This is a genomic window from Cypionkella sp., assembly GCF_028290025.1.
Classification (GTDB): domain Bacteria; phylum Pseudomonadota; class Alphaproteobacteria; order Rhodobacterales; family Rhodobacteraceae; genus Cypionkella.
The window spans coordinates 17251-30093 of sequence record NZ_JAQGKQ010000098.1; the positions used below are offsets into that span (position 1 = coordinate 17251).

A 12843-nucleotide genomic window follows, 5' to 3' on the forward strand; every position below is an offset into this window, starting at 1 on the left:
AGGGCGATGAACTTTGCAGGCAAACGCTATTGGCTTGTCGGCGCGAGCGATGGCTTGGGTTTGGCACTGGCGCAGGCGATGGCGGCCGAGGGCGCAGACGTTATCCTTTCCGCGCGTGATCCGAATCGGCTCGCAGTCGCCTGCGGCGCGGTTCCTAGGGCGAGTGCGGTGGTGGTGGACGTTGCAAATAGCGATTCCATCAATGCAGCGGTCGCGCAGATTGGCAAACTCGACGGCGTGGTGTTTCTCGCCGGAGTTTATTGGCCGATGACCGCGCAAACAGTCGATGCGGGCCAGTTAGAGGCGATGTGTGACGTTAACTTCACTGGCTGCGCGCGGGTGATGGCAGCGGTTCTGCCTGCTATGGTGGCGCGCGGAGAGGGGCATCTGGTGATTACCGGGTCGCTTTCCGGGTTCCGAGGCTTGCCGGGTGCGTTGGGATACGCGGCCAGCAAGGCGGGAGTGATGGCTTTGGCTGAAAGCCTCTACGCCGATCTGCGCGGGACTGGAGTTCGGGTGCAGTTGGGAAACCCGGGGTTTATTCGCACAAGGTTGACCGAGAAGAATGATTTCTCGATGCCGTTCTTAATGGAGCCGGAGCAGGCCGCAGCCGAGATGCTGGCGCTGATGAAAACCACGCACTTCAAGCGCAGCTTTCCAACAGTGTTTTCGTGGCTATTTCGTGGCAGCCAGTTTTTGCCAGATTGGCTGTATTACCGAATCTTTGCCCCGTTAAAACCGCGCAAGCTAACCGAGGCAAAGGTTAAGGAAGGATGAATGATAGGCCGCTAAGTCATTGAACTATATGAGACCCATGGCGTGCCACGCGCGGACACATCTTATCCCCGAGTGACATGCGCCATGAAAAACCCGTCCATCCCGCCCATATCGGCCCAATAGTCAGGGCGCAAACGCAGCCCGCCCTCCGGGGTGATCCAGTTTGGATCAATGCCGATTAAAGTTGGTGTTTGCACCGTCAAGCCGGGGTGGCGGGTGAGGGCGCTCGTCAGTTGCGCCTCGCCCTCGTCGGGCAAAAGCGAGCAGGTACAAAATACCAACCGCCCACCGGGTTTCAGAAACATAAGCGCACGATCAATCAGCGCGGCTTGTAGCGTCGTAAGTTCAGCCAGTTCCGAGCCGTCTTTGAGGAACGGCAGTTCTGGGTGGCGGCGGATCGTCCCAGTAGCGGAACACGGAGCATCAAGCAGAACGGCGTCGAACAGATGCTCAGGCTGCCAATGCAGGGCGTCGGCGATGACTATTTTGGCCTGCAACCGGGTGCGAGTGAGGTTTTCGCGCAGCTTCTCCATCCGAGGGGCGGAGATATCCAAAGCCGTGACATGTGCCCCAGCGGCGGCAAGTTGCAATGTCTTGCCACCCGGCGCCGCACAAAGGTCAAGCACCTTCTCGCCGGGTTGAGCCGCGAGAAGCTGCGCTGCCAGCGCCGCAGCAGCGTCTTGCACCCACCAATCGCCTGAGGCGAAGCCGGGGAGGGTTGAGACTTGGCCGGGTTCTGTGAGGCGGATAGAGCCGGTCGGCAGCGTGGTGCCTTCGGGCAAAGTCTGGCCGCGTGGAGTAATATCCAGCGGTGGGGCTTTGGCCTGCACGGCCTCTATCGCGGTTACAGCCTCCCGCCCATAAGCGTGAACCAACGGCTGCCGCAGCCAGCGCGGCATCATCTGCGCCGGGCCAGACAACGGCGCGCCTTCGGGGATTTTGCGTAACACCGCGTTGATTAGGCCGGTCATGTGGGTGGTTTTCTTGCCTTGGCGGGCGAGTTCTACCGCAGTGTTGACGACCCCATGCGCAGCTGTGCCTTCATGCAATTCCGTTACAGCCAGCCGCAGAATGTTCATCACCGCCAACGGCGGGGCTTTGCGCAGATGCGGTTCCAGCAGGCGATCAATCGGCTCCAGCAGGCGTATAACTTGCAAGGCAAGCCGTTGCGCCCGGGCGCGATCTTGCGGGCCGACACCTTTCAGCGCGCCGTTTTTGTTGGCGAGGACGACGGCCAAGGTCTGACCTTCCTCCATAATCGCTGACAGGATTGCCAAGGTGGCGGCCCGTGCTGCCAAGCCTGCGTTCGCCTCTGCCATATGCCTACCCTTGAGATTGCGTGGCTTGGCCGTATATCAACAAAGATGAAGCCGCAAGGAAACCGCTATGTCAGACACAGTTGACCTGCCCGCCGCCGCTCTGCGCGCCTTGGCCGAGGCCGAGGAGCGCCGCAGATTAGCCGATTTGATCGAGCGACCGGTGGAATTGGGCGGCCGAGACGGCCCGGAGCCTGTGCGCTATGGCGATTGGGAGAAGAAGGGGCTGGCGGTCGATTTTTGATTTGGCCGGTTTGGTCTTCCCAGCTGAGAATTGACAGTGTTTAATGGAAGTCGGACTACCAAATCAGGCAGCTAAGAGCGCGTACAGCTTTCAACGCAAATCAAAAGCGGCTGATTCGCCGGCACCTTTGTCGGTGGTAAAGCGCAGTTTTTCGGTGCCTTTGGCCTCAACCAATTGGCAATTGTAGGGGATCGGGGTGCCGCTCCAATCCAGCTTTCGACAGAAATAGCCATCCTCCCATGTCCAATTCCCAGTGATCTGCCAACCCAAGGCAGAGCCGGTGATTTGACCTTTGGGGCTGATGGTAATCCTGAGATTATAGAGGCCGATGCGCAGTTCGTGCTTACCGATTATATCGACGAAGGCGCTGCGGTCGGTAATTGGTTGATAGGTTTCGGCCCAAGTCGGGGCGGTCAAAAGCAGGAAAGCGGCGAGGCTGCGCATGGTGATACCTTGATGGGACATCGCGCGGTTACGCTGCGGCAAAGGGTTTGGATCAGACTTGTGGTGATTTTTGACAAGCCGGATTGGGGGCCAGCCCCCAAACCCCCGGGATATTTGAGCCAGTCTGAAAGCAATTTTTAGATAAAGTTTAGGTATTTAGATGCCGAGCACGTCCATCATGTCGTAGCGACCCGGTTTTTGCGACTGGCCCCAGAGGGCGGCTTTCAATGCGCCGCGCACGAAGATGGAGCGATCGGTGGCAATGTGGCGCAGGATGATGCGCTCACCATCAGCGGCGAAAAGCACGTCATGTTCGCCGACGATATCGCCGCCTCGGATCGCCGAAAAGCCGATATCGCCACGGCGGCGCGCGCCGGTGATACCGTCGCGGCCCGAGACTTTTGCGGTGTCGAAATCGACTTCGCGCCCTGCGGCAGCGGCTTGGCCGAGCATCAGAGCGGTGCCAGAGGGAGCATCGACCTTGTTGCGATGGTGCGATTCGATAATCTCGATATCCCAATCGGAATCTAATGCAGCGGCGACTTTTTGGGTCAGGCGGGTGAGCAGATTGACGCCAAGGCTCATGTTGCCAGCTTGGATGATCACGGCGTGATGTGCGGCGAGATCGAGTTTGTGATGATGTGCGGGTTCCAGCCCAGTGGTGCCGACGACATGGACGGCGCGGGCTTGGGCGGCTAGGGCCGCGAACTCGACGGTGGCTGCGGGGGCAGTGAAATCGATCACCGCTTGCGATATGGCAAAGGCTTCGAGCGGGTCGTCGGTGACTTTGACGCCTAAAGCTGGGCCGCCCATGCAGATGCCGATATCTTGGCCGATCCAAGCGTGGCCGGAGCGTTCGATGCAGCCGACGAGGGTGGCACCGGGGTGGGCGCTGATGCCTTTGACCAACATTTGACCCATGCGACCTGAGGCGCCGGTAACGGTGATGCCGGGAAGTTGGGTCATGGCGCGCCTTTCGAATTTTGGCAGGGTTTAGCGGGTTTGACGGAGTGGTGAAAGCCCGGCGTTGCGGGCGCGGACGGATTGGCGTAAGGGGCGGCATGGCAAACACACGTTCTTATTCGGCCAAGGGGCCTTCGCAGCGTCAACTTCGGGTTGGCGAATTGATCCGGCGCACGTTGTCGGAGATTTTGGCACGCGGCGAGGTGCATGATCCGGTGCTGAACGACATGTCGATCACGGTGGGCGAGGTTTCGGTCTCGGTCGATCTGAAGGTGGCGACGGTCTATGTGATGCCGCTGCTGGGCGGGGCGACGGTTGAGGCCGCGATAGCGTCACTAGCGAAGAACGCTTGGGAGCTGCGCAAGCGCGTCTCGGCGGAAATGACTTTGCGGCATTCGCCGGAGTTGCGGTTCCGGCCAGATGATACGTTTGATCGGCTGGAAGAAGCGCGGCGGCTGTTTGCTGACCCTAAAGTGCAGGCGGATATTGCCAAGCCGGACGATGCGGCCGCGGATGGTGAGCCGCCTAAGGCGTCAGAATAATCATGTGGCGGCTGGCATTTGTGCTGGCGGTTTGGGCGGGAAACGCTGCGGCGAGTTGCCGGGACGTGGCGTTTGAAGGCGCATCTTATACCGTTTGTGAGGTGGTGGCGGGCGCGGATGTGCGGCTGTTCCACTCTGGCGCTGACGGGGCTTTGGGAAATTTCAACGCGGTAGAAAAGCTGCTGGAGCCGCAGGGTTTGCACTTGGATTTTGCGATGAATGCCGGGATGTATCATCACGATTTGGCTCCGGTGGGTCTATATGTCGAGGACGGTGTGCAGGCGACGCCATTGGTGACGCGGGCGGGGCCGGGGAATTTTGGGCTGGTGCCGAATGGGGTGTTTTGCGTTGGTGCGACGCTGCGGGTGATTGAGACCTTGACGTTTGAGGCGGAAAAGCCCGCCTGTCGCTATGCGACGCAGTCGGGGCCGATGTTGGTGATTGGCGGCAAGCTCCATCCGAAGTTTCTGGCGGATTCTGATTCGCTGAATGTGCGCAATGGCGTGGGGGTTTCCGAGGATGGCAGCCGTGCGGTGTTCGTGATTTCTAATCAGGCGGTGAATTTCTATGCCTTCGCGCGGCTGTTTCGCGATGGGCTGGGGCTGCCGGATGCGCTGTATTTTGATGGCTCGATCTCGCGGCTCTATGCGCCCGAGTTGGATCGGCATGACGCCGGGTTTCCGATGGGGCCGATGGTGGGCGTGGTGGTTCCGCGTTGACCTCGGGCAGACCGGGGGCTATCGGGCGGTTTGCAACAGGAGATCAGCATGGCGCGCGGCAAAAAGGGTAGGGCGGTTTCGGGCTGGCTGGTGGTGGACAAGCCTGCCGGGATCACCTCAACCGCCGTGGTCAACAAGGTGAAATGGGCGATGGACGCGCAGAAGGCGGGCCATGCGGGCACGCTCGATCCGGCGGCGACTGGCGTGCTGGCGATTGCTTTGGGTGAGGCGACCAAGACGGTGCCTTATGTGACGGATGCGCTGAAATGTTATCGGTTTGTGGTCAATTTCGGGACGGCGACGACGACGGATGATGCGGAGGGGGCTGTGATTTCTGAGTCCGCGTTGCGGCCGTTGGACGGCGAGATTGAAGCGGCTTTGGTGGCGTTTCGCGGCGATATTCAGCAGGTGCCGCCGCAGTTCTCGGCTGTGAAGGTTGATGGCGAGCGAGCTTACGATCTGGCGCGGGTTGGCGAGGCGATGGATCTGGCGGCGCGGCCTTTGTGGGTGGAGCGGTTGGAAGTTCTCTCGCGGCCCTCGGCGGATCAGGTGGAGTTGGAGATGGTCTGCGGTAAGGGCGGGTATGTGCGCTCGATTGCCCGCGATCTTGGGGCGGTGTTGGGCTGTTTGGGGCATGTGGCTTGGTTGCGGCGGGAGTGGTCGGGGCCGTTTACGGCGGCTGAGGGGATTTCGCTGGAGCAGATTGATGCGCTGGCGAAGACGGCGGAATTGGATGCTTGGTTGAAGCCGCTGGAGTTGGGGCTGGCGGATTTGCCGGAATTGCCCTGCACGCCGGAGGGGGCTGCTCGGCTGAAGAACGGTAATCCAGGGATGGTTCTGGCATCCTCAGTCGGCTACGGCGATGAGGCTTGGGCGAGCTATCAGGGGCGGGCTGTGGCGGTGGGTATTTATAAATCCGGGGAACTGCATCCGAGCCGGGTGTTTAATTAAATCGGGGCGTCCACATGTGGGCATGTTTAATTATCGTTTAATATCAACGAATTATTGATTTCGTTTACGGTTTGTTAAGGTTTGTATCGTAGCGATTTGAGGCTGAGTTTGGATGCTCCGCAGGGAGTATTTGTGCCAATGTGAAGGGCTAGACGATGATCACGCGGGTGCATTTGAAGGGTGATGCGGAAAGCGTGGCGGTTTATTCGCCTTGTGAGGCGTATCGCTATGCTTTGACGCGGGTGTGGCAGCGGGGGGGGCGGAGGGCGTTGTTCGTGATGCTGAACCCGTCAACGGCAACCGAAGTGCAGAATGATCCGACGGTGGAGCGTTGTGAGCGGCGGGCGCGGGCTTTGGGGTTTGGTGCGTTTCGGGTGGCGAATATCTTTGCCTATCGCGCAACTGACCCGAAGGTAATGCGGGCGCAGGCGGACCCAGTGGGGCCGGGCAATGATGCGGCGATTGCCGAGGGTGCGGCTTGGGCGGATCAGATTGTTTGTGGCTGGGGCACACATGGCGCGCATCTGGAGCGCGGTGCAGCGGTGGCGAACTTGCTGCGCGACACCGGATTGCCGCTGTATCATTTGGGGCTGACGCTGGCGGGCGCGCCGAAACATCCGTTGTATATTGGTTATCAGGTGCAGCCGGAGTTGTGGGTTTAAGCTGCCTGCAATGTGATGCTGCCAAGATCAAGGTTGGCGACCGAGTGCAGGCTGGCCAAGGCAACGCCATCAAGCAACAGCAGGGTGCCAGAGGGCGAGGTTTCCATCGTCAGTTGCGGGTCGGGATGCACGGCGGCGTCATACATCACCACCAGCGCATCTTCATGCGGGTTGAAGTCGGTGATCTGCATCGGCGGGTCATTCGCGCTGATGTCTAGCAGGTGGAAAGCGTCCGCGCCGTCACCGCCGTTGCCGTAATCGCCTGCGCCAAGCATCAGAGTGTCATCGCCGTCGCCACCATTCAGTTGGTCAAGGCTATGGTCAGGATCGGCTTCGGTTTGGCCCCAGATCGTGTCATTGCCGGCACCGCCGTCGAGCGTATCGCTGCCCGCGCCGCCTGCGAGAATGTCATTGCCATAGCCGCCATCAAGCGCGTCATTGCCTGTGTCGCCGTGCAGATTATCTTCGCCCTCGCCACCGATCAAGCTGTCATCCCCTTGCCGCCGATAAGACTGTCAGCGCCGTCGCAACCTTGCAGAGTGTCGGCCCCAATGCCGTCGTCAAGCAGGTCATTCCCCGCCTCGCCATGCAGAACATCGGCACCCACCCCGCCAGTAAGACTGTCGTCGCCTGCGCCGCCATTCAGGGCATCGTCGCCGTCGTCCCCGGCCAAACTATCGTTGCCAGCATAGCCGGTCAGCGCATCATCGCCGCCCGCGCCAGTGATAAGATCATCACCCCCATTGCCGCCCAGCATATTCGCCAGATCATCGCCATGGAGCCACAAATCCTCGGGCACGGGCGCGATGATGTCATTTGAAGAATTTACCCCGTCTTGTTCCGGGTCGTCGCCTTCATCGGCATGAGCTTCGCTGCCATCGCGGGATGATAACATATGAAAGATATTTGATGGATCGCCGTTATCTTCGTGCTGATCGTCCTGCTGGTCATCGTTATCCGATGCGTCATCGGTGTGGCTGAACGAGTCCACCATTACGCCAGCGAATACAGCGCCGAGCAGGCCAAGCAATCCAAGCATAAGATAACCTCCGGCGAGTGGTGATATTAATCTTTCAGTAACTGAATTGCCTATTAACCTATTGTTTATATTAGGTAATCCGAGATAGAAATTATCACAGAAAGCCGCCCAGTTCAAAAGTTGATTGTGGTTTTCTGCCGGATATTGGAAGCGTGGTAAACAATGTTGCCGAAGGCCCGGCCACGCCTCGCAACTCGGGCGGTAGGGCGAATCGGCTTCCCTTTGTGCCGAAATCACCCTATACGCGCGCATCCGCCAGTGATGGTGGTGTCATTGGCCCTGCTGGACGACATCCCGGCTTGTGCCGCAACCCACTTAACAGGAGATCCCGATGTCGATCACCGTCGAAGAAAAAGCCCGCCTTATCAAAGAATTCGCGACTAAAGAACACGACACCGGCTCGCCGGAAGTTCAGGTTGCGATTCTGTCGTCGCGTATCGCTACGCTGACCGAGCACTTCAAAACCCACAAGAAAGACAACCACTCGCGCCGCGGTCTGCTGATGCAGGTTGCTCAGCGTCGTAAGCTGTTGGACTATCTGAAGGGCAAAGACGAAGCCCGTTACGCTTCGCTGATCGCACGCCTCGGCCTGCGTCGCTAAGCTTTTCGGTTTGTTGGTTGGAACGCCCGTGGTGAAAGCTGCGGGCGTTTTGCTTTTTGGGGTCAGAGGGGATTTGCGGTTTTTTTGTGTAGTAATAAACGCGCGATAAAAACTTTGCGCAGCGCCAGACGCTAAACCTGCGTCGATCAAAGCCTGAATTTCGTCAAAAGCAACCTACTGCGATGAAACATTGATAGCCTGATGGGGCTCTGAATCTCCATCGGAAGACTGAATGTTTTTGCTGCGCATTCTTAAAATGTGTTCTTCTCGCTAAAGTTTGTCAACTGCCACTCCCCCTTCCCAAACGCCCAATTTTCCTGTAAACGCGCGCAATCTGCGATATGAGGCCTGCCCCCGGCCACATGCATTTAGGATTGGGGGCGGCGGCAATGGGGCCGCTATGCAAACGGGAGACACGACAGGGGTCGTGGGTGCTCTCATACAGGGAACGATAGATGTTCAACGTGACTAAAAAATCAATCCAGTGGGGCGATGAAACGCTGACGCTGGAATCGGGCAAGGTTGCCCGTCAGGCTGACGGCTCGGTGATCGCCACTTTGGGTGAAACCAGCGTTATGGCCAACGTGACTTACGCGCGCGCGCCGAAACCGGGGCAGGATTTCTTCCCGCTGACCGTACATTATCAAGAGAAATACTACGCTGCGGGCAAAATCCCGGGCGGCTTTTTCAAACGCGAAGCGCGTCCGAGCGAAAAAGAGACGCTGACCTCGCGTCTGATCGACCGTCCGTGCCGTCCGCTGTTTGTCGAAGGCTTCAAGAATGAAGTCCTGGTGATGGCGACTGTGCTGAGCCACGACCTTGAGAACGACCCGGATATCGTCGCGATGATCGCGGTTTCGGCGGCGCTGACGATTTCTGGCGTGCCGTTTATGGGGCCGATTGGCGCCGCGCGCATTGGTTTCTCGGGTGGCGAATACAAGCTGAACCCGAGCGTGGATGACATGCATCAGCTGCGCAACAACCCGGATCAGCGCTTGGATCTGGTTATCGCTGGCACCAAAGACGCCGTGATGATGGTGGAATCGGAAGCTTATGAGCTGACCGAAGAAGAAATGCTGGGCGCGGTGAAGTTCGGCCATGCCGCGATGCAGCCGGTGATTGATCTGATCATCGACTTTGCCGAAGATTGCGCCAAAGAGCCGTTCGACTTCCATGCGCCGGATTATTCCGAGCTGTATGGTCGGGTGAAAGCGGCTGGCGAAGTGCAGATGCGCGCGGCTTTTGCTATTCGTGACAAGCAAGAGCGGACTTCGGCGATTTCGGCAGCGGTTACGGCGATCAAAGGCGTGTTGTCTGACGAGGACAAGGCCGATGCGAACCTTGGTTCGGCGATCAAAAAGCTGGAAGCCTCGATCCTGCGTGGCGATATCATCAACGGTGGCGCGCGGATTGACGGGCGTGACAACAAAACCGTGCGTCCGATCGTGTCGGAAACCGGAATTCTGCCGCGCACCCATGGTTCGGCTTTGTTCACCCGTGGCGAGACTCAAGGTCTGGTTGTGACCACTTTGGGCACTGGCGAAGATGAGCAGATCATCGACGCTTTGCATGGCAATTCGCGTTCGAACTTCCTGCTGCACTATAACTTCCCTCCCTATTCGGTTGGTGAAGTTGGCCGTGTGGGTAGCCCGGGTCGTCGTGAGATTGGTCACGGAAAACTGGCATGGCGCGCGTTGCAGGCTGTTCTGCCAGCCTCGACCGACTTCCCTTACACCATCCGTTTGGTGTCGGAGATCACGGAGTCTAACGGCTCATCCTCTATGGCTTCGGTCTGCGGTGGTTCGCTTTCGATGATGGATGCGGGCGTTCCGCTGAAATCGCCGGTCGCTGGCGTCGCGATGGGTCTGATCCTAGAAGACGATGGCCGCTTTGCTGTTCTGACCGACATCTTGGGTGATGAAGATCACTTGGGCGATATGGACTTCAAGGTTGCAGGCACCGCCAACGGCATCACCACGATGCAGATGGATATCAAAGTGGCTGGCATCACGCCGGAGATTATGGCGCAGGCTTTGGGTCAGGCCAAGGACGGGCGTTTGCATATCCTTGGTGAGATGAACAAGGCGCTGTCGGCTCCGCAAGGCTTCTCGGAATACGCTCCGAAAATCGAAACCTTGCAAATCCCGACCGACAAAATCCGCGAAGTGATTGGCTCGGGCGGCAAAGTGATCCGTGAGATCGTGGAGCTTTCGGGTGCTAAAGTTGATATCAACGACGACGGCGTGATCAAGATTGCCTCGTCTGATGCGGCGTCGATCAAGAAAGCCTATGACATGATCTGGTCGATCGTGGCAGAGCCAGAAGAAGGCCAAGTTTACACCGGCAAAGTGGTGAAACTGGTCGATTTCGGCGCGTTCGTGAACTTCTTCGGCAAGCGTGACGGTCTGGTGCATGTTAGCCAGATTGCCAACAAGCGCCTGAACCACCCGAATGAAATCCTGAAAGAGGGCCAAGAAGTGAAGGTCAAGCTTTTGGGCTTTGATGATCGCGGCAAGGTCCGTCTGGGCATGAAGATGGTCGATCAGGAAACTGGTGTGGAAATCACTGAAGTAAAAGAAGAAGGCGCTGAGGCGTAAGCTTTTTTGCCTTAACAGTTCGGGCAGGGATTATTCCCTGCCCGTAGTGCATTTGTGCAGCCTGTCTTTGTCGCATGCAGGAGTTTGAGGGTTATCAACTGATTATATTATGAGGATTTTTTTGACATGGCGATCAATCGCGGGCGTGTACCGCCGGGCAATCCGGGTATCGTCAAAAAAGCCGCACTTAAATTGTTTCAAAATGTGTTTCCGCGGCAATTTAGTGATTTATATCTAAGCCGTTTTCACAAAATTTCTCAAGGATCGGTGCCAGCCAGCAAGAAAGTTGCGATTTACCTGATTTTTCCCAAGACCGGCATCTTGCCAACCCATTTACATTCGCTGCGTTACATGATCGAAAACGGCTATGCGCCGCTTGTGGTGGCGAACTTGCCGTTGCTGCCAGAGGATCTTTTGGTGCTGCAGCCCTATGCTTGGCAAGTGTTGGAGCGTCCAAACTTCGGCTATGATTTTGGCGGCTACCGAGCGGCTATCCTGCAAATTGAAAAGATGCTGCCAACACTGGATCGCCTTGTTTTGCTGAACGATTCCGCTTGGTTTCCGCTAGCCGGAAAAATGAATTGGCTGGCTGAGGCGGAAGCTTTAGGCAAAGATTTCGTTGGCGCAATGGAGTCTGGCTTCATTAAAAATCGTGGCAAAGTCGAGTCGTCTGAAACGCGGAAGTGGGCGGCGGATCGCACCCGGAAAAATTTCCATTACGGCTCTTACGCGCTTTCTATCGGGCCCAAACTGCTGGGTGATACAGGCTTTCTAAAGTGGTGGAAAAAACTGCGCATTTCGCAAGGCAGGCACCGCACTATTCGGCGGGGTGAAACAGGTTTTTCACAATGGGTTTTGCGTAACGGGTTCAGCCATGGCAGCACCACCGAAATGGCGGATCTCGGCGAGGTCTTTGCTGCGATGGACCTTCCAGCACTTCGACATGTGTTTGAAAATCTGAACTTTTTCGATGCGCCAAAACGCAGCCACGAACATGAAATATTAACAACTTGTCCCGGCGTTGAAAACCTGACGCGTCAACAACTGGAACAGTTCATGTTCTTTGCTATTGGCCAAGGTGGCGCCGCGATGACGGCGCCACGGTTTTTGATCGAACAGAAGAACCACACCTTCTTGAAGAAGAAGATATTCCGGCCAAACGTCCGCGAGACGGCCGCCTTGATCGCCTTGATCAACGATCTTGGCGATCCGATGGGCCCGGATATGCTGGCGGAGCGTGGCCTTACTTCGGCTGTTTCGCAAACCGCAGATAAGGCAGTTTGATGTCCAGCGGGCCGAATTTCTCGGTCGCCTGCTCGTTGTTTAGGCTAAGCGCCACGATGACGTCTTGGCCGGGCTGCCAGTTGGCGGGGGTGGCAATCGGCACGCCATCGGTGGCTTGAACGGCATCCAAGGCGCGCAAAATCTCGGCAAAGTTGCGACCGACAGACATTGGATAAGTCATTGAGAGGCGGACTTTTTTATCCGGCCCGATGATATAAACCGTCCGCACCGTCGCGGTATTGGCCGGAGTGCGGCCTTCGGTTGGCAGGTAGTAATCGGCGGGCAGCATGTCGAAGGCTTTGGCGACGGCCAGGCTGGTATCGTCGATGATCGGAAAATCGGCAGCAGCACCGCCGAACGCCTCAATATCGCGCTTCCATTTGCCGTGATCGCCGACGGAATCAACCGAAACTCCGATCACCTTGGTTTTACGCTTGGCCCACTCGGGCGCGAGTTGGGCGACCGCACCAAACTCGGTGGTGCAAACCGGGGTGAAATCGCGCGGATGGCTGAAGATAATGGCGTAACCGCCCGCCAGCCAATCGTGGAAATGAATGGTGCCGGCGGTCGATTCGGCGGTAAAATCGGGGGCTACGTCGTTGATGCGGATAGACATGAGTTCTCCTGCAGCTGTCTGATGGCTTTGATGTAAGCGATTTGGAACGCAAATTCACTATCATGTGTGGGCTCGGCCCCAGAATGGA

General features: G+C 57.7%; 15 protein-coding genes. 9 read left to right on the forward strand and 6 right to left on the reverse strand.

Going from position 1 to position 12843, the window contains the following annotated elements:
• Positions 1 to 6: 6 nt before the first annotated feature.
• The gene (locus JWS10_RS17635; RefSeq protein WP_299509117.1) at positions 7 to 777 is read left to right on the forward strand and encodes an SDR family NAD(P)-dependent oxidoreductase; all 771 of its coding nucleotides are present in this window, start codon (positions 7 to 9) and stop codon (positions 775 to 777) included.
• A 62-nt stretch (positions 778 to 839) separates the two neighbouring features.
• On the opposite strand, the gene JWS10_RS17640 is transcribed toward JWS10_RS17635, so the two are convergent.
• Positions 840 to 2096: a transcription antitermination factor NusB gene (locus JWS10_RS17640; protein WP_299509118.1), complete on the reverse strand. Its 1257-nt coding sequence runs from the start codon at positions 2094 to 2096 to the stop codon at positions 840 to 842.
• Between the two features lie 67 nt (positions 2097 to 2163).
• Here JWS10_RS17640 and JWS10_RS17645 point away from each other — a divergent pair, with 67 nt between their 5' ends.
• On the forward strand, positions 2164 to 2337 hold the full coding sequence (locus tag JWS10_RS17645) for a DUF1674 domain-containing protein (RefSeq protein ID WP_299509119.1): 174 nt from the start codon (positions 2164 to 2166) through the stop codon (positions 2335 to 2337).
• Between the two features lie 90 nt (positions 2338 to 2427).
• On the opposite strand, the gene JWS10_RS17650 is transcribed toward JWS10_RS17645, so the two are convergent.
• Both JWS10_RS17650 and dapB read right to left on the reverse strand, forming a co-directional pair.
• Positions 2428 to 2781 carry a dihydrodipicolinate reductase gene (locus JWS10_RS17650; protein ID WP_299477102.1) on the reverse strand — a complete coding sequence of 118 codons (354 nt, stop codon included), beginning with the start codon at positions 2779 to 2781 and terminating at the stop codon, positions 2428 to 2430.
• Positions 2782 to 2937: 156 nt separating this feature from the next.
• Positions 2938 to 3747 (reverse strand): 4-hydroxy-tetrahydrodipicolinate reductase, encoded by an 810-nt coding sequence (gene dapB, locus JWS10_RS17655; RefSeq protein ID WP_299509120.1) that lies wholly within the window; start codon positions 3745 to 3747, stop codon positions 2938 to 2940.
• A gap of 95 nt (positions 3748 to 3842) precedes the next feature.
• Between dapB and rbfA the strand changes: the two genes are divergently transcribed.
• From rbfA to JWS10_RS17675, 4 genes are all read left to right on the forward strand, one after another.
• On the forward strand, positions 3843 to 4286 hold the full coding sequence (gene rbfA / locus JWS10_RS17660; protein WP_299509121.1) for a 30S ribosome-binding factor RbfA: 444 nt from the start codon (positions 3843 to 3845) through the stop codon (positions 4284 to 4286).
• A 2-nt stretch (positions 4287 to 4288) separates the two neighbouring features.
• Positions 4289 to 5005 carry a phosphodiester glycosidase family protein gene (locus JWS10_RS17665; protein WP_299509122.1) on the forward strand — a complete coding sequence of 239 codons (717 nt, stop codon included), beginning with the start codon at positions 4289 to 4291 and terminating at the stop codon, positions 5003 to 5005.
• Positions 5006 to 5053: 48 nt separating this feature from the next.
• Complete coding sequence (gene truB / locus JWS10_RS17670; RefSeq protein ID WP_299509123.1) at positions 5054 to 5956, forward strand: tRNA pseudouridine(55) synthase TruB; 903 nt, start codon at positions 5054 to 5056, stop codon at positions 5954 to 5956.
• Positions 5957 to 6111: 155 nt separating this feature from the next.
• Positions 6112 to 6618, forward strand: coding sequence for a DUF1643 domain-containing protein (locus JWS10_RS17675; RefSeq protein ID WP_299509124.1), 507 nt, complete (start codon positions 6112 to 6114; stop codon positions 6616 to 6618).
• Here JWS10_RS17675 and JWS10_RS17680 read toward each other — a convergent pair.
• On the reverse strand, positions 6615 to 7103 hold the full coding sequence (locus JWS10_RS17680) for a hypothetical protein (protein WP_299509125.1): 489 nt from the start codon (positions 7101 to 7103) through the stop codon (positions 6615 to 6617). The genes JWS10_RS17675 and JWS10_RS17680 overlap by 4 nt on opposite strands.
• Positions 7100 to 7657 (reverse strand): hypothetical protein, encoded by a 558-nt coding sequence (locus JWS10_RS17685; protein WP_299509126.1) that lies wholly within the window; start codon positions 7655 to 7657, stop codon positions 7100 to 7102. Before JWS10_RS17685 ends, JWS10_RS17680 begins: the two co-directional genes overlap by 4 nt.
• Positions 7658 to 7988: 331 nt before the next feature.
• On the opposite strand from JWS10_RS17685, the gene rpsO reads away from it, so the two are divergent.
• The 3 genes from rpsO (at position 7989) to JWS10_RS17700 (ending at position 12139) form a co-directional block, all read left to right on the forward strand.
• Entirely contained in the window at positions 7989 to 8258 is a 270-nt protein-coding gene (rpsO, locus tag JWS10_RS17690; RefSeq protein WP_299479392.1) for a 30S ribosomal protein S15, read from the forward strand.
• 455 nt (positions 8259 to 8713) lie between these two features.
• Positions 8714 to 10855, forward strand: coding sequence for a polyribonucleotide nucleotidyltransferase (pnp, locus tag JWS10_RS17695; protein ID WP_299509127.1), 2142 nt, complete (start codon positions 8714 to 8716; stop codon positions 10853 to 10855).
• 126 nt (positions 10856 to 10981) lie between these two features.
• A complete protein-coding gene (locus JWS10_RS17700; protein ID WP_299509128.1) occupies positions 10982 to 12139 on the forward strand; it encodes a rhamnan synthesis F family protein in 1158 nt (385 codons plus the stop codon).
• Here the strand turns inward: JWS10_RS17700 and JWS10_RS17705 are convergent.
• Positions 12099 to 12755 (reverse strand): peroxiredoxin, encoded by a 657-nt coding sequence (locus JWS10_RS17705; protein WP_299509129.1) that lies wholly within the window; start codon positions 12753 to 12755, stop codon positions 12099 to 12101. The two genes, JWS10_RS17700 and JWS10_RS17705, sit on opposite strands and share 41 nt — an antisense overlap.
• Positions 12756 to 12843: the final 88 nt, after the last annotated feature.

What these genes read in the sequence shown, in the direction of transcription:
- JWS10_RS17635 (WP_299509117.1), top strand. Translation starts at nt 7, where the DNA reads ATGAACTTTGCAGGCAAACGCTATTGGCTTGTCGGCGCGAGCGATGGC.
- JWS10_RS17640 (WP_299509118.1), bottom strand. Translation starts at nt 2,096, where the DNA reads ATGGCAGAGGCGAACGCAGGCTTGGCAGCACGGGCCGCCACCTTGGCA.
- JWS10_RS17645 (WP_299509119.1), top strand. Translation starts at nt 2,164, where the DNA reads ATGTCAGACACAGTTGACCTGCCCGCCGCCGCTCTGCGCGCCTTGGCC.
- JWS10_RS17650 (WP_299477102.1), bottom strand. Translation starts at nt 2,781, where the DNA reads ATGCGCAGCCTCGCCGCTTTCCTGCTTTTGACCGCCCCGACTTGGGCC.
- dapB (WP_299509120.1), bottom strand. Translation starts at nt 3,747, where the DNA reads ATGACCCAACTTCCCGGCATCACCGTTACCGGCGCCTCAGGTCGCATG.
- rbfA (WP_299509121.1), top strand. Translation starts at nt 3,843, where the DNA reads ATGGCAAACACACGTTCTTATTCGGCCAAGGGGCCTTCGCAGCGTCAA.
- JWS10_RS17665 (WP_299509122.1), top strand. Translation starts at nt 4,289, where the DNA reads ATGTGGCGGCTGGCATTTGTGCTGGCGGTTTGGGCGGGAAACGCTGCG.
- truB (WP_299509123.1), top strand. Translation starts at nt 5,054, where the DNA reads ATGGCGCGCGGCAAAAAGGGTAGGGCGGTTTCGGGCTGGCTGGTGGTG.
- JWS10_RS17675 (WP_299509124.1), top strand. Translation starts at nt 6,112, where the DNA reads ATGATCACGCGGGTGCATTTGAAGGGTGATGCGGAAAGCGTGGCGGTT.
- JWS10_RS17685 (WP_299509126.1), bottom strand. Translation starts at nt 7,657, where the DNA reads ATGCTTGGATTGCTTGGCCTGCTCGGCGCTGTATTCGCTGGCGTAATG.
- rpsO (WP_299479392.1), top strand. Translation starts at nt 7,989, where the DNA reads ATGTCGATCACCGTCGAAGAAAAAGCCCGCCTTATCAAAGAATTCGCG.
- pnp (WP_299509127.1), top strand. Translation starts at nt 8,714, where the DNA reads ATGTTCAACGTGACTAAAAAATCAATCCAGTGGGGCGATGAAACGCTG.
- JWS10_RS17700 (WP_299509128.1), top strand. Translation starts at nt 10,982, where the DNA reads ATGGCGATCAATCGCGGGCGTGTACCGCCGGGCAATCCGGGTATCGTC.
- JWS10_RS17705 (WP_299509129.1), bottom strand. Translation starts at nt 12,755, where the DNA reads ATGTCTATCCGCATCAACGACGTAGCCCCCGATTTTACCGCCGAATCG.